This is a genomic window from Actinoalloteichus caeruleus, assembly GCF_049311605.1.
GTDB classification, from domain to species: domain Bacteria; phylum Actinomycetota; class Actinomycetes; order Mycobacteriales; family Pseudonocardiaceae; genus Actinoalloteichus_B; species Actinoalloteichus_B caeruleus.
In genome coordinates this window covers 1-19,111 of the sequence record NZ_CP186005.1, presented here as the reverse complement: position 1 = coordinate 19,111, position 19,111 = coordinate 1, and the positions used below count along the sequence as shown (strand labels likewise).

The 19,111-nt window shown below is 71.7% G+C and carries 14 protein-coding genes and 2 tRNA genes; 1 reads left to right on the top strand and 15 read right to left on the bottom strand.

Features of this window, described 5'->3' with window-relative positions; translation table 11 throughout:
* Window positions 1-28: 28 nt before the first annotated feature.
* The 4 genes from ACOJVX_RS00080 to ACOJVX_RS00065 form a co-directional block, all read right to left on the bottom strand.
* Window positions 29-571 (bottom strand): DUF2020 domain-containing protein, encoded by a 543-nt coding sequence (locus tag ACOJVX_RS00080; protein WP_026417844.1) that lies wholly within the window; start codon window positions 569-571, stop codon window positions 29-31.
* Between the two features lie 50 nt (window positions 572-621).
* Window positions 622-1,665, bottom strand: coding sequence for a methyltransferase (locus ACOJVX_RS00075; RefSeq protein ID WP_422647143.1), 1,044 nt, complete (start codon window positions 1,663-1,665; stop codon window positions 622-624).
* A gap of 68 nt (window positions 1,666-1,733) precedes the next feature.
* Window positions 1,734-2,237: a hypothetical protein gene (locus tag ACOJVX_RS00070; RefSeq protein WP_418154878.1), complete on the bottom strand. Its 504-nt coding sequence runs from the start codon at window positions 2,235-2,237 to the stop codon at window positions 1,734-1,736.
* Between the two features lie 327 nt (window positions 2,238-2,564).
* On the bottom strand, window positions 2,565-3,419 hold the full coding sequence (locus tag ACOJVX_RS00065) for an NAD(P)H-binding protein (protein ID WP_026417846.1): 855 nt from the start codon (window positions 3,417-3,419) through the stop codon (window positions 2,565-2,567).
* Window positions 3,420-3,522: 103 nt separating this feature from the next.
* On the opposite strand from ACOJVX_RS00065, the gene ACOJVX_RS00060 reads away from it, so the two are divergent.
* Window positions 3,523-4,335 (top strand): helix-turn-helix transcriptional regulator, encoded by an 813-nt coding sequence (locus ACOJVX_RS00060; RefSeq protein ID WP_155886048.1) that lies wholly within the window; start codon window positions 3,523-3,525, stop codon window positions 4,333-4,335.
* Between the two features lie 113 nt (window positions 4,336-4,448).
* Here the strand turns inward: ACOJVX_RS00060 and ACOJVX_RS00055 are convergent.
* The 11 genes from ACOJVX_RS00055 to dnaA all read right to left on the bottom strand — a co-directional run bounded on the left by ACOJVX_RS00055 (window position 4,449) and on the right by dnaA (window position 19,011).
* A tRNA-Ala gene (locus ACOJVX_RS00055) sits at window positions 4,449-4,521 on the bottom strand.
* 130 nt (window positions 4,522-4,651) lie between these two features.
* Entirely contained in the window at window positions 4,652-4,774 is a 123-nt protein-coding gene (locus ACOJVX_RS00050) for a DLW-39 family protein (RefSeq protein ID WP_211215418.1), read from the bottom strand.
* 86 nt (window positions 4,775-4,860) lie between these two features.
* Window positions 4,861-4,934: transfer RNA gene (locus ACOJVX_RS00045), tRNA-Ile, on the bottom strand.
* A 544-nt stretch (window positions 4,935-5,478) separates the two neighbouring features.
* Complete coding sequence (locus tag ACOJVX_RS00040) at window positions 5,479-6,333, bottom strand: DUF3566 domain-containing protein (protein WP_245588707.1); 855 nt, start codon at window positions 6,331-6,333, stop codon at window positions 5,479-5,481.
* A complete protein-coding gene (gyrA, locus tag ACOJVX_RS00035) occupies window positions 6,330-8,867 on the bottom strand; it encodes a DNA gyrase subunit A (RefSeq protein WP_030106354.1) in 2,538 nt (845 codons plus the stop codon). Before gyrA ends, ACOJVX_RS00040 begins: the two co-directional genes overlap by 4 nt.
* Before the next feature lie 79 nt (window positions 8,868-8,946).
* A complete protein-coding gene (gyrB, locus tag ACOJVX_RS00030) occupies window positions 8,947-10,917 on the bottom strand; it encodes a DNA topoisomerase (ATP-hydrolyzing) subunit B (protein WP_026417848.1) in 1,971 nt (656 codons plus the stop codon).
* A gap of 398 nt (window positions 10,918-11,315) precedes the next feature.
* Entirely contained in the window at window positions 11,316-11,909 is a 594-nt protein-coding gene (locus ACOJVX_RS00025; protein WP_422647589.1) for a DciA family protein, read from the bottom strand.
* Window positions 11,910-11,970: 61 nt separating this feature from the next.
* Complete coding sequence (gene recF, locus ACOJVX_RS00020) at window positions 11,971-13,125, bottom strand: DNA replication/repair protein RecF (protein ID WP_418154873.1); 1,155 nt, start codon at window positions 13,123-13,125, stop codon at window positions 11,971-11,973.
* A 49-nt stretch (window positions 13,126-13,174) separates the two neighbouring features.
* A complete protein-coding gene (gene gnd / locus ACOJVX_RS00015) occupies window positions 13,175-14,092 on the bottom strand; it encodes a phosphogluconate dehydrogenase (NAD(+)-dependent, decarboxylating) (protein ID WP_026417851.1) in 918 nt (305 codons plus the stop codon).
* A gap of 172 nt (window positions 14,093-14,264) precedes the next feature.
* The gene (dnaN, locus tag ACOJVX_RS00010; protein ID WP_026417852.1) at window positions 14,265-15,419 is read right to left on the bottom strand and encodes a DNA polymerase III subunit beta; all 1,155 of its coding nucleotides are present in this window, start codon (window positions 15,417-15,419) and stop codon (window positions 14,265-14,267) included.
* A 1,801-nt stretch (window positions 15,420-17,220) separates the two neighbouring features.
* The gene (gene dnaA, locus ACOJVX_RS00005; RefSeq protein ID WP_422647588.1) at window positions 17,221-19,011 is read right to left on the bottom strand and encodes a chromosomal replication initiator protein DnaA; all 1,791 of its coding nucleotides are present in this window, start codon (window positions 19,009-19,011) and stop codon (window positions 17,221-17,223) included.
* Window positions 19,012-19,111: the final 100 nt, after the last annotated feature.

Here is a 19,111-nt window from a genome sequence, read left to right as displayed (position 1 = left end):
GGGGAGGCCGTCGGCGTCCCGGCCGGTGTCAGAGGCCGAGGCCGCCGATGGCCTCCTCGACCATCGCCCTGGCGGGGAAGCTCTGCTGCTGGTTGGTCCTCGCCACCACGGCCGCCCCCTTCTCCGGGTGGTAGACGGCGAAGACGCCGCCGTCGGTGCCGCTGGCCAGCCCGCCGGTCCAGCCGCCCGGCAGGTCGGCGCTCTGGGAGTCCGCCACCGGCGCCTCCTGGTCGACCAGTGCCTTCGCGGTCCACGGCTCGCCGACGAAGACCCGGATCCGGAACTGCTCCCGCCCGTCCGCCCGGTAGAAGAAGCAGGACGGGTGCGGCTCGTCATCGCCCAGCCGGACGGACGCGACGCGCTGACCGTTGACGTCCTCGACGCTCGCGGTGGCCAGGTAGGGGCAGTCACCGTCCACGACCGGCTCGACCGGCGGCGGTGGAACCTCACTCGGGCTGACGTAGGAGGTCACGGCGGGTGGCGTGGTGGCCATGTCCTCCGGCTGCTCCGTGGAGCACGCCGCCAGCAGGGCGACGGCGGCGAGAGCGGCTGCGGTGGCGGGACGTCTCATAGCGGGTTCAGTCAACCACGTGCTGATCACCCGGGCTCGCGCCCCTCCCCTCACACCGCGCTGGCCTCCAGCACGTGCAGGTTCACCTCACCCGGCACGGTGACGACACGGTCCAGGCGCAGTCCGGCGGCGCCGAAGAGGTCCTGGTACTCGCGCGACCGCCGTTCACGGCCCCCGCCGGTCACCATCATCTCCATGTCGTCGAGCGCGCTCAGCAGGGCGGCCTCGGGGCTGTGGTCGTCGTCCCACTCCGGTACGAGGCCCGTCACGACGAGGAGGGACGCCCCGCCCGGCTCCACCGCCGCCCGGCAGCGCCGCAGGACCACCAGCGCCTCCTCGTCCGACCAGCCGCGCAGCAGGTTGCTCAGCAGGTAGCCGTCCCCGCCCCTGGGCACGACCGCGAAGCAGTCGCCCTCCTCGGCGACGCACCGCTCGCCGACCCCGGCCTCATCCAGCACCCCCAGGGCCGCCGACAGGCCCGGTTCGGCGGCGAGGACGGTCGCCCGGCAGTCGGGGTGCCGGCGCAGCACCTGGGCCAGCAGGGTGCCGTCTCCCCCGCCGAGGTCCACCAGGTGGCGGTAGCGGGAGAAGTCGTACCCGTCCACCAGTGCCCTGGCCTGGGCCTCCGCCACCGCTCGTGCCCCGGGCCGGAACGCGAACCGCTCGGGGGCTGCCCCGGCGTCGTGGGGAGGCTCCCCGTTCGGTGCGGGCCGTGCCACCGGTGTTCCCGTCCGCACCGCCGCCTCCAGCCCACCCCAGGCCGCCCACCGGTCCGGTTCGGCGTACGTCGACAGCACGGCGCCCACGGCCCCGGGGACGTCGTCGCGCAGCGACCGCCCCAGCGAGGTGAGGCGGAAGAGCTCCTCCCCCTCCCGTTCCAGCACGCCGATGCCCGCCAGGGCCCTGAGCAGTCGGCTGAGCCCCTCGACGCTGGCACCGCACTCCGCCGCGAGCTCCGGTGTGCTCCTCGCGTCGTCTCCCAGCAGGCCGGGCAGGTCCAACCGCAGCCCGACGGCCGTGATGCGGGACAGGGCGAATCCGAACAGCAGGGGAGCGAGCCGGTCGTGCGGCGGGGCGGGGCCATCCTCGGACATCGTCACCTCACAGTCGCCACGGGCGGGCCCCCGGCGTGGTCCGCCCGGGGCCACGCGGTTCCGCCGGGTCATCTCGCACGGTGCCGCCAGCTCAGCCGGCCCGCACCGTCGGCGACGGTCCGCGCCCTGAGCCGGCCGTGGCGGGCCACGCCACCCACGACCAGGGTTCGGCCGGGATCCCGGCACCGGCTGACCCGGTCGCTCACCCGGAACCGGACGGCGTGGATCTGGTCGGTGCGGACGGCCGTGTGCGGCGGGACCAGGAGGACGCAGTGCACCTCACGCAGGTCCAGCGTGAGGTGCACGACGGGAGCCGTGAACCTGGCGGTCACCATGTCCAGCAGCACCGCGCAGCGGGTGGCGGCCACCTGGAGCCGTCCCGGGACGGTCCACGCCCCGGTGCGGACCAGGCGGTCGCCGGTCGCAGTCAGCCGCAGGCCGCCCCGTTCCGGGTGCGGTCGTGGGAGGTCCTGGTGCTCGGGTGGCCGCCGTGGCGTCCCGACGGGGTCGTCGGCGAGTTCGAGGAAGCCAGGCCCGGCACCGCCGGACGAACGCCACGGGTGGACATTCATGTGCCGAGCGTAACCATGACCCCACCCTGTCGAGAAGACGTACGCGGCTCCCGGGGCAAGTTGCTCCAACCGGACATCGCCGTCCGGCACAGGCACCCGGACGTTCGACAACACCACCCCCCGAAGGTGTGAAAGGCATTTCTCCTGGATGGAACGGGCCGCCAGCCGGAGATCGGGCGGGCACCGGTCCGGCGAGCGGTGGCCGGGCCCCCGCATGGCGGCGGCCGCCACCGCCCAGGCGTCGAACCCGACCCTCCCCGCCCGTCGCCCTCCCCGGATCGACGGGCGCTGGCCCCCGGGCTCACCAGCACACCTCGGGAACGGACATCACCCGCCGAACCTCGACAGGTGGTCCACCGCCCACTTCTCGAAGGTCGCGGCCGGGCGGCCCAACACCTCCTCGACGGTCCGGGTGAGCACGGCGTTCCCGCCGGACCTCGCCCACCCCGTCCCGGCGACGGCGAGCTCCATCGCCGTGCTGTCCCAGCCGTCCTCCTCCATGCGCCCGCGCATGGCCGGCAACGGCAGGTCCTCCACGCGCAACGTCCTCCCCAGGAGCCGGCCCAACACCTCCGCCTGGTCGGCCGCGCTGATCAGCTCGGGACCGGTCAGGGTGAGGGTCCGCCCGAGGGAGTGGTCACCCACCAGCTCGGCGACCGCGACGCCGGCCACGTCCCTCGGGTCGATGACACCCTGCCTGGCGCCGCCGACCGGGTCGGGCACGACACCGTCCACGGCGATCGACCGCGCCCACCCCAGGGTGTTCGAGGCGAAGGTCGAGGGCCGGAGCACCGTCCAGTCCAGCCCGCTGCCGCGGACCGCGTCCTCGGTCTCCTGGTGCCAGCTCCCCACCAGCTGACCGTTCCACCACTCCCCCGTCCCGATCGCCGACAGCTTCACGACGCGCCGAACACCGGCGGAGACCGCCGCGTCCAGCAGGGCGACGTCGTGCGCCACGGTCGGCGGGTTGGGCACGGTCACCAACAGGACCGCGCTCACCCCGTCGAGGGCGCGGCGCAACGAGTCCGGATCGGTGAAGTCCCCTTGGACCGCCTCCACCCCGGACAGGGTCGGAACCGAGGACGGGGTTCTCGAGAGTGCGCGGACGGGGTGTTCTCCTCCCGCGAGCAGACGCAGGACATTGCCGCCGATGGCGCCCGTGGCGCCGGTAACCAGAATCACGCCTGCCAGCATGCTGGGAGGGCCGGAGCGGTGACTTGCAGATTTCGGCGGTCCTCCCGTGGACCGGTTCCGGGACGGGGACAACGTGCGTACCGTCCTGGACGTGCCTGATGGGAACCTCTCGTCCTCGTTGCCCGCCGTGTTGCGCCCGTGGTTGTCGGACGTCCGGGCGGCGGTCGCCGACGCCGGGGGCACGACCGTGGTGGAGGAACCCGACACCTCGGTCACGCTGCTGTTCTGGTCCGGGGGTGGCGGTGCCGTGGTGTTGGGGCCGAGGACGAGGGCCACCTACCGCCGGGGCGAGGCCGGGGGCGGCTGCGTCCGGATGCGGGTCAGGGCCGGGCGGGCGGAGCAACTGCTGGGACGCGGGGTTCGCGGACTTGGCGACCGGGCCGTGCCGCTGCGGGAGCTGTGGGGTGAGCCGGACGACTCGCTGCCGGCCACGTGGTGGGAACGGGAACATCGGGACCCCGCCGGTTTCCGGCAAGCGGCTCTCAGCTGGCTCGCCGAAGCGGCGACCCGCCGCCTGTCGTCCGCCCCACCGACCTCCTCGGTGCTGGCGAGAGCGGAGCTGGCGGAAGCCGCGGCCTCCGCCCTGTCCGACCTGGTACCCCGGGGTGGCGTGCGCGAGGTGTCCAGGCAGCTGTACGTCAGCGAACGGCAGCTCCGGGACGCCTTCACCAGCGCGGTGGGGATCGCACCGAAACGCTTCGCCCGGCTCAACCGCATCCGGTCCGTCCTGGCGCGCGCCGAGCGGGGTCAGCTGGCCACCCTCGCCGCCGAGACCGGGTACCACGACCAGGCGCACCTGACGACGGACTTCCGGAGGGTGATGGGAGTGCCGCCAGGTGCCTACGCGGCGGGGCGCATCCCGGTCGGACCGCGGTGCCGGCCAGGCAGCGGGAACACCGGATGAGGTGGGCGGTGGGGCGGTGGGGATGACCAGGGGTTCGGTGGAACCCGTCTCGGGTCCACCGCCCTCTCCCAACGGCCCAGGCACGACGTGGAGCGTGCCATCGTTGATCTGGGTGGAGACGAGGGGAATCGAACCCCTAACCCCCGCCTTGCAAAGGCGGTGCTCTGCCAATTGAGCTACGTCCCCCGGGCGCACCAGTGGTGACCACCCCGCTCAGGCCTTCCGAGGCCTGGCCTGTCGTCCAGCCCGCCGATCCGAACCGGCGGCGGGCGGACACACGAGAAGCCGGGAGCTCGATGAGCCCCCGGCACTCGGATCAGCTCTCGGCAGGGGCCGTAGCCTCACGCCAGAGGTCAGCCTCAGCCTTGGCGGAGCGGTTCCTGCGGACGAGCAGCAGGACGACGCCAGCCACAGCACCCAGGGCAAGCAACTTCTTCACTTTCGGTCGCCTCCTAGCGTCTGGCGCACACGATCCCGGTCCTGTGTACCGATGACCGGGATCAGAAAAGTACGAACATCGGGCAGTGGGCCTAGCTGGACTTGAACCAGCGACCTCTTCGTTATCAGCGAAGCGCTCTAACCGTCTGAGCTATAGGCCCTCGGACGCGGAGTGAAGACTACCGCACGCGTCTCAGTTCCCCAAACCGGGTCTGATCTTCAGTTCCAGTCTGACGTCGCGTGCGTCATCCGCTGTGTGGACCATGCTACCCGGTGACGATCGACGGTGTTCCCCCACCCCCTCGAACCGGCCACGACCAGCGGGTTCACGCCCCCGAGCCGCCCGAGGGCACCATCCCGGCCGGCCGCTCGAACGCTCCACTGCCGGCACTGGCCGATAACAGCCGCCGGTCACACCGAGGCGGACCAGCGGCTGGCGTGGCTCGGCCGCACGACGACGGCCACGACAGCGGTGCCGCACCAGCACGGCGAGCTCCGGGCGACGACGGCCGGCCACCCGCCCCTCGGACACCGGCGAGGCACGGATCGGACACCAGTGGGCCGGGGAACGGCGCGTTCCGAACCCGGTGACCCGGCACGGCGGCGGCCGAACCGAGGGGGTCCCGGGCGCGAGCGCCGCCGGACACCCACCAGACGACGCGACGCCCGGCCGGGGACCCGGCCGGGCGTCGCGTGGTGTCCTCGTCAGTCGCGTTCCGACAGCGTCAGCTCGATGCCGCCGGCGAGGTCCGCCGACACATTGTAGACGAACGCGCCCACGGTCGCCAAGGCGGTGAACAGCACGATGTTGATGGCGCCCACGATCGCGGCCACCCCGAACACCCGGCCGGCGCTGATCAGGTCACCCTCGGTGGCATCACCGGTCAGGTCGTTGTAGGTCCCGTTCAGGGAGTCCCAGACGCGCATGCCGTCCAGGACGCCGTAGAGCACGCCAACCGCGACCAGCCAGATGAAGAACGCCGCGACGCTCAACACCAGGGCCAACTTCAGCACGGACCAGGGGTCCACCCGCTTCACCTGCAGGCTCGCCCGGCGGGGCCCCCGGCCGGGCCGACGACCGGTCAGACCGGAACCACCGGAGGACGGCGGCCGACCTCCTGGCCCCGGGAAGTTCACCGGCGCCCGTCCCACGGCTCCGCTTTGTTCGGCTCCCACAGGTTTCGTCATGGTGGTCGTCGCCTCGCTTCCCCCGGGCGACGCCCCCGCCGCCGCGCTGGAAGCGTACCCCTGACCAGCGTGCCGTTCAGGGTTTCCCGCGCCGGCCCCCGGCGACTGCTGCCCGGCGGACGCCTGGGCGGTCGACCGCTGCCAGGGGGGTGTGGACACGTGTTCCTCGGCAGCGACGGCCGGCTGGTCGGCCCCCTCGGCGAGATCGGACCCGCCCTCGGTGGCCGGCTTGGCCGCCGCCGGCGCCACCGGGGTCATGAAGGTCGTCTTCTCCCCACCGACCGCCTGCGGGGTGGTGTCCCCGGCGGACTCCGACTCGGAACCGCTGCCCTCCGCGGGCTGCCGCTGGTCCGGGCTGCCTGGCGAACTCATCCCTCGTCCTTCCCCGCTGTCCCGTTCTCGATGGCGGCGTCGACGACCTCACCCGCCGCGGCGTCCGGGTCGGCGGCCTCGTCGGCGTTCCGCGCCACGGCCAGCAGCGTGGTGCCCTCACCCAGGTTCATGAGACGCACACCCTTGGTCTGACGGCCTGCCTTGCGGACCTCCTTGGCGGCGGTCCTGATCACGCCCCCGGTCGACGTGATCGCGTAGAGCTCGTCGTCGAGATCGACGATGAGCGCTCCGACAAGCCTCCCACGACGCTTGTCGTGCTGGATGGTCAGCACGCCCTTCCCGCCGCGTCCCTGCACGGGGTAGTCATCGATCGGGGTGCGCTTGGCGTAACCACCGGTGGTGGCGACCAGCAGGAACCTGTCCTCGCGGCAGACGGCCATCGCCAGGAGTTCATCCCCCTGGTTGAATCGCATGCCCAACACGCCCGAGGTGGCGCGCCCCATCGGGCGCAGGACCTCGTCGGTGGCGTGGAAGCGGATGGACTGCCCCTCCGCCGAGACGAGGAGGAGGTCGTCCTCCGGCCCGCACAGCACCGCGCCAACCAGCTCGTCGTCGTCGCGGAGGTTGACGCCGATCAGCCCGCCGGAGCGGTTGGAGTCGAAGTCCGACAGGCGGGACTTCTTCACCAGGCCCTTCTTCGTCGCCAGCACCAGGTAGGGGGCCGCCTGGTAGTCCTTGATCTGCATCACCTGGGCGATGTGCTCGTCCGGCTGGAAGGCGAGCAGGTTCGCCACGTGCTGGCCGCGCGCGTTCCTGTTGGCCTCGGGCAGTTCGAAGGCCCTGGCGCGGTACACCCGCCCCTGGTTGGTGAAGAACAGGATCCAGTCGTGGGTGGAGCACACGAAGAAGTGGGCGACGATGTCGTCCTGCTTGAGGGCCGCCCCCTGCACGCCCTTCCCGCCGCGCTTCTGCGCGCGGTAGAGGTCGGTGCGGGTCCGCTTCGCGTAGCCGGTGCGGGTGATGGTGACGACCACGTCCTCGACCGCGATCAGGTCCTCGATCGAGACCTCCCCCTCGTAGGGGATGATCCGGGTCCGGCGGTCCTCGCCGTGCTTGTCGACGATCGCCTTGAGCTCGTCCTTGATGATGAAGCGCTGGCGCTCCGGCCTGGCGAGGATGTCCTCGAGATCGGCGATCTCGCGCTCGATCTCGCCGAGTTCGGTGGTGATCTTCTGGCGTTCCAGGGCGGCGAGGCGGCGGAGCTGCATCTCCAGGATCGCGTTCGCCTGGCTCTCGTCGATGTCGAGGAGGTCGATCAGGCCGGAACGCGCGATGTCGACCGTCCGGGAGCCCCGGATGAGGGCGATGACCTCGTCGAGCGCGTCCAGCGCCTTGACCAGACCCCGCAGGATGTGGGCGCGTTCCTCGGCCTTGCGCAGCCGGTACCGCGTCCGCCGGACGATGACCTCGATCTGGTGCTTGACGTAGTGCCGGATGACCTGGTCCAGCCGCAGCGTCCGGGGAACCCCGTCGACCAGGGCGAGCATGTTGACGCCGAAGGAGTTCTGGAGCTGGGTGTGCTTGTAGAGGTTGTTCAGCACGACCTTCGCCACCGCGTCCCGCTTGAGCGTGATCACGATGCGCATGCCCCGGCGGCTGTTGGTCTCGTCCGCGATGTCGGCGATCCCGGTGAGCTTGCCGTCCCGGACGAGGGCGGCGATCCCCTCGACGAGGTTGTCCGGGTTCACCTGGTACGGCAGCTCGGTCACGACGAGGATGGTCCGGCCCTTGCCGTCCTCCTCGACCTCGATGACCGCCCGGGTCCGGATGGAACCCCGACCGGTGCGGTAGGCCTCCTCGATGCCGGAGGTGCCCAGGATCAACCCGCTGGTCGGGAAGTCCGGGCCCTTGATCCGCTTCATCATCGCGGCGAGGGTCTCGTCCTCGGGGGCGTCCGGGTTGTCCAGCGCCCAGAAGACGCCCTCGGCGACCTCACGCAGGTTGTGGGGCGGGATGTTGGTCGCCATGCCGACCGCGATCCCACCGCCTCCGTTGACGAGGAGGTTGGGGATGCGGGACGGCAGGACGTCCGGCTCCTGCGTCTTGCCGTCGTAGTTGTCCCGGAAGTCGACGGTGTCCTCGTCGATGTCCGCCAGCATCTGCATCGCCAGCGGCGTGAGCTTCGCCTCGGTGTAGCGCATGGCGGCCGCCGGGTCGTTGCCCGGGGACCCGAAGTTGCCCTGCCCGTCGACCAACGGGTGCCGCATCGACCACCGTTGCGCCAGCCGCACCAGGGTGTCGTAGATGCTGGAGTCGCCGTGCGGGTGGTAGTTGCCCATCACGTCGCCGACGATGCGGGAGCACTTGACGTGGCTCCGGTCCGGCCGGTAGCCGGCGTCGTACATCGCGTAGAGCACCCGCCGGTGCACGGGCTTGAGCCCGTCACGCACGTCGGGCAGCGCCCTGCTGACGATCACGCTCATCGCGTAGTCGATGTAGGAGCGCTGCATCTCCTGCTGGATGTCGACCGGCTCGATGCGATCGCCGTCCGGTGGCAGGGTCGTCTCGGTCATTGCAGTCCTTCTCGTGTGCGGGGTTCAGGGGTGCGCGGCGGCCGTTCGGTGGACGGGCCGCCGTCCTGGAGGTGACCGGTCAGATGTCCAGGAAGCGCACATCCCTCGCGTTGCGCGTGATGAACGAGCGGCGGGCCTCGACGTCCTCGCCCATCAGGACGCTGAACAGCTCGTCGGCGGTGGCCGCGTCGTCGAGGGTGACCTGGCGGAGCAGGCGGTTGGCCGGGTCCATCGTGGTCTCCCACAGCTCCTCGGCGTTCATCTCCCCGAGGCCCTTGTAGCGCTGGACCCCGTCCTCCCTGGGGTACCGCTTGCCGGCCGCCACCCCGGCCTCGATCAGGCCGTCCCGCTCCCGGTCGGAGTAGGCGTACTCGGGCTCGGCGCGGGACCACTTCACCTTGTACAACGGGGGCGAGGCGAGGTAGACGTGGCCGTGCTCCACCAGCGGGCGCATGAAGCGGAACAGCAGGGTGAGCAGCAGGGTCCTGATGTGCTGGCCGTCGACGTCGGCGTCCGCCATGAGCACGATCTTGTGGTAGCGCAGCTTGCCAAGGTCGAACTCGTCGTGGATCCCGGTGCCGAGCGCGGTGATGAGGCTCTGCACCTCGTTGTTCTTGAGCACCCGGTCCAGTCGGGACTTCTCCACGTTGATGATCTTGCCGCGGATCGGCAGGATCGCCTGGAACTGCGAGTCCCGCCCCTCCTTGGCGGAGCCCCCCGCCGAGTCGCCCTCGACGATGTAGAGCTCGCACTCCTCGGGGTTGCGCGAACGGCAGTCCTTCAGCTTGCCGGGCAGCCCACCGATGTCGAGGGCCCCCTTGCGCCGCACCAGTTCCCGGGCCTTGCGGGCCGCCATCCTCGCCTGGGCGGAGGACACCGCCTTCGACACGATCGACTTGGCCTCGGTGGGGTGACGCTCGAACCAGTCGGCGAGGTGCTCGTTGCAGGTCCGCTGCACGAAGCCCTTCGCCTCGCTGTTGCCCAGCTTGGTCTTGGTCTGCCCCTCGAACTGCGGCTCGGCGAGCTTGATCGACACGATGGCCGCCAGGCCCTCGCGGACGTCGTCGCCCGTCAGGTTGGAGTCCTTCTCCTTGAGGAGCCGCTTCTCCCGCGCGTACTCGTTGACGACGCGGGTGAGCGCCGCGCGGAACCCCTCCTCGTGCGTGCCGCCCTCGTGGGTGTTGATGGTGTTGGCGAAGGTGTACACGGAGGGGGTGTAGCCGCTGTTCCACTGCATGGCCACCTCGACCTGGAGACCGTCCCCCTGGGCCTCGAACGAGATGATCTTGCGGTGCACGGCCTCCCGGGTGGCGTTGATGTGCCCGACGAAGTCCTCCAGGCCCCCGGGGTAGTGGAAGACGCGCTCGGTGGCCTGCGGGGCCTCCCCCTCCGCGTCCTCGGCCAGCTCCTGTTCGTCGACCCGCTCGTCGCGCAGGACGATGGTGAGCCCCTTGTTCAGGAACGCCATCTCCTGGAGGCGCCGTGCCACCGTCTCGGCGTTGTACGTGGTGGTCTCGAAGATCTCCGGATCAGCCCAGAAAGTCTGCGAGGTCCCCGTGCGGTCCGTGGTCTCCCCCTTCTCCAGGGGGTGGACCGGCTTGGACTTCGAGTAGCGCTGCCGCCACACGTGGCCGTCGCGGTGGATCTCCACCTCGAAGGTGTGGGAGAGCGCGTTGACGACGGAGGCGCCGACACCGTGCAGGCCACCGGACACCGCGTACGACTTGCTGTCGAACTTCCCGCCGGCGTGCAGGACGGTGAGGATGACCTCGACCGCCGGGCGCTTCTCGACGGGGTGCATGTCGACCGGGATGCCCCGGCCGTCGTCGACGACGCGGACTCCACCGTCGGCCAGCAGGGTCACCTCGACCCTGCTGGCGTAGCCGGCCATCGCCTCGTCGACCGAGTTGTCCACCAGCTCCTGGATGAGGTGGTGGAGACCACGCTCTCCCGTCGAGCCGATGTACATGCCGGGACGCTTCCGCACCGCGTCGAGGCCCTCAAGGATGCTGATGGATGACGCGTTGTACTCGTTCTCGTTCGCTGCCACGAGCCTCGGGTTCTCCTCATGCCGACGATGCTGGCCCCGTGTCGGGGCCCCCGCGCCGTCCCTGTGGCGCGGGCTGGAAAGGACCGGACCCACGTGAAGACACGGTCGTGGAGGGCAGGCCGTGAACGCGGTCCCCTTCGAGTCTACTGCCCAACCCCCACAGAAGCGGGCAAAGGACACCCCTGGCTGCCCCGCTGGCGGGCCGAGAGGAACAGGGCCAGGTCCGAACCGCCGAAAATCCTCTTCGATGGCGCTGGCAGCCGCTCAGTCTTCGGCTGGGACTCTCCCGCCGTCGGGTGCCCGCCGATGCCAGGGTCACCGCGCGGTGGAGCGGCTCCCAGCAGGTCGCTGACCGGCGTGGCGGTCCGGGCGAGGACTGGCTGGTGGGGCGGGCGGCGTCAGCCGTAGGTGTCCCGGGGCCCCCTGCCGGGGACGTGCTTGGGGCCGTACCGCCAGCTCGGCGCCGAGGGGCCCTGGATCCGCAACCGCCTGACGAGGTTCTGCCCGACCGCTCCGGCGATGCGTTCGAGCAGCTGCCGTTGCAGCAGTCTGAGCTGGGTCGCCCACGCCGTCGAGTCGGCCAGGACGGTCAGTTCACCATCTCGCAGTGTGACCGGGCGCACGTGCTCGGCGATGTCCGGGCCGACCAACCGGTCCCACCGGCCGAAGAGGGCGCCACCGGCGAGCTGGTCCCCCCAGCCCCGCTCGGCGACCATCCGGACCGCCAGCCGCCCCAGGGGCTGCGGGTCCCGCTCGTCGGGGCGGGCGCCCGACCAACCGCGGCGCCGGGCTCTGCGCCGTCCAGGACGCCCCGAGGAGGACCGCCCCGCTCCTGGGCGGCCACTACCCGCTCTGACCTGCGCACGAGCGGCTTCGAGCGCGGCGCGGGCCAGGTCGGGGCCGGACAGGGCGGCCGGGTCGCCGCTCGCCCCGTCCGGCGCTGCCGCCCGTCCCGTGACCGGGCCCACGCCCGGAGTCACCGAGTTATCCACAGAATCCACAGGTTTATCCCCAGGCGCGCGTCGTGAGTCACCCTTCGTCGACGGTCGGCGCTCAGTCACCGCGTCGTACCGTCCCGTCCCGCACCACGAACCGGCCCCCGGTCAGTTCGGCGGGGACGTCCTCCTCCACCGCGGCCGTGACCAGGACCTGCTCGGCCCGCCCCGCCACGGCGGCCAGCCGGCTCCTCCGCCGTTGGTCGAGTTCGGCGAAGACGTCGTCGAGGACCAGCACCGGCTCGCTCCCCTCGGCCCGCAGCAGATCGTAGGCGGCCAGGCGGAGGGCGAGCGCGAAGGACCAGGACTCGCCGTGGCTCGCGTACCCGCGCGCGGGGAGGTCGCCGATGGTGAGTTCGAGTTCGTCCCGGTGCGGGCCGACGAGGCACACGCCCCGGTCGAGTTCCTGATCACGCACCCTTCGGAGTTCCGCCAGCAGCGCCTCGGCCAGCGCCTCGGGGTCCGAGGGCCCCTGCCCGGCCCTCGCCCCGCCGTCCGGCCCGGCCGTGTCCCGGTAGCGCACGGTCGCCACGCCCCCCGGCGCGAGTTCGTGGTAGGCGGCCGTCACCAGCGGGGAGAGCTCGGCGACGAGATCGAGGCGCCCGGCCAACAGCTGGCCCCCGAAACGGGCCAGGTGGTTGTCCCAGACCTCCAGTGTCCCCAGCGCGGCGTCGTCGGACCGACCACGCTGCCCGCGGCGGAGTCCGCCCGCCGTCTTCAGCAGGGCGCTGCGCTGCCGGAGCACCCGGTCGTAGTCCGCCCGGACCCCGGCGAACCGCGGCGACCTGCTCGCCAGCAGCTCGTCGAGGAACCGGCGGCGTTCCCCCGGGTCACCCCGGACCAGGGACAGGTCCTCCGGGCCGAAGAAGACCGTGCGCAGGATGCCGAGGATGTCCCTGGGGCGCTTCACCGGCGCCCGGTTGACCCGGGCCCGGTTGGTCCGTCCCGGCGTGATCTCGACGTCGAGCGTCAGCTGCCGTCCCTCGTTCACGACGGTCGCGCGCACGATCGCGCTGCTCGCGCCGTGCCGCACCAGGGGAGCGTCGCCGGAGACACGGTGCGATCCGAGGGTCGCCAGGTAGCCGACCGCCTCGACCAGGTTCGTCTTGCCCTGGCCGTTGGCCCCGACGAGCACGTTGGGCCCTCGCCCGAACGTGAGTTCCGCGGTCGGCCACGACCGGAAGTCGGTGACCTGGAGGTGACGGACGTGCACCGTGCGCTGGCTTCCTCGGTGTCGTGGCCGGGCGTTCGCCGGCCGGGGGTCAGTGGCCGTGCACGTCGCCCGCGCCGGACGTGGGGCCGGCGTGGTGCACGGCGTGACCGCCGAACTGCTGCCTGAGCGCGGCCACGGCCCGCATCGCCGGGGAGTCGTCCTGCCGGGAGGCGAACCGGGCGAACAGCGCCGCCGACATCACCGGTGCCGGCACCGAGTTGTTGATGGCCTCCTCGATGGTCCAGCGGCCCTCACCGGAGTCCTCGACGTAGCCGCGGAGGTTCTCCAGCTGGGGGTCCCGCTCGAGGGCCTGCACCATGAGGTCGAGCAACCACGACCGCACGACGGTGCCTCGGGTCCAGGCCCGGAGCACCTCGGGCACGTTCTCCACCTGGGGTGCGGCCGCCAACAGCTCGAAGCCCTCCGCGTAGGCCTGCATCAGGCCGTACTCGATGCCGTTGTGCACCATCTTCGCGTAGTGACCCGCCCCGACGCCCCCGGCGTGGGCGAAGCCCTCCTCCCGAGGACCCTCCGGCCGCAGCGCGTCGAACACGGGCATGGCGCGCTCGACGTCCTCGGCGGCGCCGCCGGCCATCAGGCCGTAGCCCTCCTCCAGGCCCCACACGCCACCGGAGACACCGCAGTCGACGTACCGGACGCCGCGTTCGGCCAGGATCTCGGCGTTCCGCTGGTCATCGCTGAAACGGGAGTTGCCGCCCTCGATCACGAGGTCCCCCTCGTCGAGCAGCTCACCGAGCCGCTCGACGGTCTCCCGCGTCGGGTCGCCGGCGGGGACCATCACCCAGACCAGGCGGGGCGCCTCGAGCTGGTCGACCAGCTCCTCCAGGCTCGCCACGTCGCGGACCTCGGCGGCGCGGTCGTAGCCCACCACGTCGTGGCCGGCTCGCCTGAGCCGCTCCCGCATGTTGAAGCCCATCTTGCCGAGACCGACCAGTCCGAGCTGCACGAGTACTCCCCCGTTTCCTGATGCTGCGGTTGGGGCGACATCGTCGCCGCCACGACCGGTTCGGGTCAATCCGAACGAAAGGCACGGCACACCCGGCGGGCACGTGTCCTACGTCGCCCCGTCGGTGCTGGTCACCGCGTGCGGCTCGACGACCTCGCCCGGTGGGACCGCGTCAGCCGGGCAGGCGGACCGGCATCAGCAGGTACAGGTAGCCGGGGAGGACCTGGCCCTCCTCGCCGACGGGCTTGATCAGGGCGGGCCGGCTGGACGCGGTGAAGGAGAGGTGCGCTCGTTCGGTGCGCACGGCGCTCAGGCCGTCCAACAGGTAGCCGGGGTTGAAGGCGATCGTGAGGGGCTCGCCCTGGAAGTCGAGCGGCAACTCCTCCTCGGCGCTGCCCTCGTCGTCACCTCCGGCGGAGAGGCGCAGGCTGGACTCGGTGAACTCGAGCCGAACCTGGGCACCACGCTCGGCGACCAGCGAGACGCGCTTGATCGCGTCGACGAGGGGGGCCACGCCGAGCACGGCGCTGGCGGTGTGCTCGCTGGGCAGCAGCTGGCGGTACTTGGGGAACTCGGCGTCGAGCAGCCTGCTGGTGGTGCGGCGGCCGTTGCCGGCCAGACCGAGCAGACCGTCTCCGGAGGCGAGCGAGAGCTCCACCCGGCTCCCGGAACCGCCGAGTGTCTTGGCGGCCTCGGCCAGGGTCCTGGCGGGCACGAGGACGGCGGTCCCGCTGGAGGCCTCGCTGGTGGGCTCCCAGGCGAACTCGCGGACGGCGAGCCGGAAGCGGTCGGTGGCGACCAGCGTGATGCGGTCTCCCTCGATCTCGACGCGCGTCCCGGTCAGCATCGGCAGGGTGTCGTCCTTGCCGGCGGCCACCGCGACCTGGGCGACGGCCTCCGAGAACACGTCACCCGCGACCGCCCCGGCGAGTTCCGGCATCGAGGGCAGCTGGGGGTAGTCCTCGGCGGGCATGGTGGGGAGGCTGAACCGGGAGTTCCCGCAGGTGATGGTGGCGCGTGCACCGTCGATGGTGATGTCGACCGGCTGGTTGGGCAACGACTTCGTGATGTCGGCGAGGAGCCGGCCCGAGACCAGTGCCCGGCCGGGAGTGACGACCGTCGCCGGCACGCCGACCTGCGCGGACACCTCGTAGTCGAAGCCGGAGACCGTCAGGGTCTGGTCTCCGTCGTCGTGCTCGGAGGTGGACTCGGAGCCGGTGTCGAGGAGCACGCCGCCGAGCACCGGGACCGGTGGGCGGGATGGGAGGCTCCGTGCGACCCAGGCAACGGCGTCTGCGAGACCGTCTCGCTCGACACGGATCTTCATCTGGCGTCCTTTCGGGCCGTTGCGATCATGACCGGTGCGCCGGAGATCGCGGTCCACCACGGGAGTCGACAGTCGGGCCGGATGCTGCTGGCGCTCGGAGCCAGACCGACGCTCTGAGCTCGAGCCGCTGGCAGGCGAGGCGCGGGACACCACCGTAGAGCCTGGCTCCGAGCCCTCGACGGCGGGGCTGCCCTTCCCGGGCTTTCTGAGGGCGCGGCGGAGCGACTTGTCCCCACCCCCTGTTTTTCTTTTTTCTTCTCTTCAAGAGAGAAATGTAGTGCTCGTAGTAGGGGCTGTGGATTGTGTGGATAACCCTCGTTGTCCCTGCTGACACGGCATGAGGGGGTGTGGACAGCCTGGGGGTGGATCGGTGGATGAATTTCCTTCACTGTGGATGAATCTTCTTCATCCACACTCTGTCCACAGGTGGCGCGAGTTGTCCACAGATCCATCCACAGATTTGGGGGTAGTTGTACCCAGGTCATGCACAGGGTGGAAGTGGTCTGGATCTCCCCCGATCGGGGCTGTGTACAGGTGTGCGCCCGCCGGATTTCTCCCACGGCACGCAGTCTCGGGCAACGCACCGACAGAAACGGTTGGCTCGCCGGGGAGCCCCTGCGACCGCCCCACCCCGGGGCCGGGGCTGGCCACTCCGAGGAGCCCGGTACCCGCCTCCTGGCTCGTACCGCGCCCCGCCGGCGGCTCGGCCCACCTGGCCGCCCGACGAACCAGCAGGGCGCGACCTGGCCGCCCGGAACGGCCGAGGGGACGCCCCTGACGGCGGGTGAGCCCCGAGCGGGCGGAGGCTGGCGACGTGCGCGGGTCCAGCGGCGAGGGGCGGCGGGGAGGAGGCGCTCCGAGGCCGGCGCCTCCTCCGACGGCCCGAGGCGAGGACGTCCTCGGCGAAGGGGGAACACTTCCCGCCCGCACGGCGCATGATGAATCTCGGGGACCCCCAGGCGCGGCCTCCCCAGCCACAGAAAACCGCCTGGATGCGACGCCGGGTGGCACCCGACCCGGCGGGACTCGACCACTGCCCCGCGTGTGTGGCCGGGCGGGAGCGGTGCGGGGCCGGACGCGACGACCAGGAGCCGGCCGGGGCGTGCCACGGCGTTCGTGATCACCGTAGAGCCGGGGTGGGGACCGGGCGCAGCCGGGGCACCGCCCCCGCACCCCCGGGAACGTGCCCCCGGAGCACCAGCGCCGAACCGCCGGCGACGAATCTCGGGGGCCCCCAGGCGCGGCCTCCCCAGTCGCAGAAAAACCGCGGGCTACGACCGGTGCGCCCCCGTGCCGGGGGCTTCCCCGGGCGGGTCGACCTCGGCACGGTTCGCCGCACCCGCGTCGCCTCGTGGACCAGCCTAGAGCGATGCTCCTCCGGGCCCGCGTCGGCCGCCCTCCGCGTACCAGCCGGGCACCTCGGACGAATCCGGTGGGCCCGGGAGCGGCGGCCCGGCCCGAGCCGGCCCGACCCCGGGTTCGTCCCCTCCTCGCCCCGGGCGCGACGCCGCCGAACCGCCGGAACCCCGTGAGGTGTCGCGAGCGCGCCCCGCGTCGTCGACGGCCATCCCCGATCGGGGCACCCCGGGCCCTGACGAATGCGAGACCCGCCGCAGCGCGGTCTCCCCAGTCGCAGAAAACCTCCCCGGCGCGACCGTCCGCCCTCCGCGCCGAACCGCGCGTCAGTCGGAGCGCGACCCCACGAGCCGACCGGAGCGTCGGGAGGGCGGCGGCAGCCCTCGTCGCCGGCGTGGGCGGAGCGGCTGACGACCGTCCAGCGGAGGAGCCGAGCGGTGGGCCGTCAGCCCTGGGCCCGCGCGCGCTGCTTGATCCGGGAGGTCAGCTCCTGGACCTGGTCGTAGATCCTGCGCCGTTCCGCCATCTCCTTGCGGATCTTCTTGTCCGCGTACATCACCGTCGTGTGGTCGCGGCCACCGAAGATCTGCCCGATCTTCGGCAGGGAGAGGTCGGTCAGCTCCCGGCACAGGTACATCGAGATCTGGCGGGCCTGGGCGAGCACCTTCATCTTCCCCGGTCCGCACAGGTCGTCCATGCTCACCTTGAAGAAGTCCGCCGTCACCGCCATGATCGTCGGCGCGGTGATCTCCGGCGCCTGGGAGTCCGGGATGAGGTCCCGCATGACGATCTCGGCGAGGTGCACGTCGACCGGTTGCCGGTTCAGCGAGGCGAAGGCGGTGACCCGGATCAGCGCCCCCTCCAGCTCCCGGATGTTCCGCTCGATCCTGGCGGCGATGAACTCGAGCACCTCGGCCGGCGCGGCCAGCCGGTCCTGGGCGGCCTTCTTCCGCAGGATGGCGATCCTCGTCTCCAGCTCCGGTGGCTGGATGTCGGTGATCAGACCCCACTCGAAACGCGTTCGCAGCCGGTCCTCCAGGGTCTCCAGCCTCTTGGGCGGCCGGTCGGAGGAGACCACGATCTGCTTGTTCGAGTTGTGCAGCGTGTTGAAGGTGTGGAAGAACTCCTCCTGGGTGCCCTCCTTGCCCTCCAGGAACTGCACGTCGTCGACCAGCAGCACGTCGACGTCGCGGTAGCGGCGCTGGAAGGCGACCTTGCGGTCGTCCCGCAGGGAGTTGATGAAGTCGTTGGTGAACTCCTCCGTCGAGACGTAGCGGACCCGCATCCCCGGGAAGAGGCGCTGGGCGTAGTGCCCGACGGCGTGGAGCAGATGCGTCTTCCCCAGCCCGGACTCCCCCCAGATGAACAGGGGGTTGTAGGCGCGGGCCGGGGCTTCGGCCACCGCCACGGCGGCGGCGTGCGCGAACCGGTTGGAGGCTCCGATGACGAAGGTGTCGAAGTTGTACTTGGCGTTCAGCCGGGTCTGCGAACTCGGCGGTCCGTGCCGTGGCGCGGTGTAGGCCTCGGCGCCCCCCTGCGGCAGGCCCCCGACCTGGGGGTGGCCGAGCTGGTCCGAGGGAAGCGCGGCCCCGACCGGGGGCGTCTGCGCCCTGACGTTGTGCCAGACCTCGTTCGCCGGGGCGGCGACCTGGCCGAGCACGTCGTCCTCCGCCTCCCGCTCGTCCTGGTCCTCGACGAGGCCGTGGTGGTCGCGGTCGACACCGCTCACCGAGCCGGGATACCCGGGGGACGGCGGGTGGGCCGGGCCGGGCCGCTCCCCCGACTCCTCCGGGAGCGGCCCCACCGGGTCGTAGATCGAGCCAGGTCGGCCAGTGGGCTCCGCGCGCGGACCGGGGTGGCGGGGACGGGAATCCCCCGCGTAGCCGCCCATCGGCAGCACGGTGCCGAACGGAGGGGTGGGAGTGCTCTCGTGGTGGGGCTGGTGGCCCTGCTGACCGGGATCGGGCGCCGGCGCGATCACGTCGACCTTGACCGCCAGCGAGATGGGCCGCCCGAGGTGTCGGGACAACGCCTCGACGATGGGGTCGCGCAACGCCCGTTCGATGGCGTCCTTCGCGAAGTCGCTCGGAGCGGCCAACAGCGCGGTGCCGTCCAGCAACCCGATGGGGCGGACCACCCGCATCCAGGCGAGTTGGGCCCGTGAGAGGGTGCCGGAGGAGAGCTCCTCGAGCACCTGTTCCCACACGAGACCGAGATTGGCCTGGTGGTCCGACACCTGCGAGTTCCCCTCCCCACGCTGTCCCTGCTCCGTCACCGTCCAGCGACGTCGCCACCCCATGTCGAGCTCCTGTCGACCCCGTGTTCGTTTGACTTGC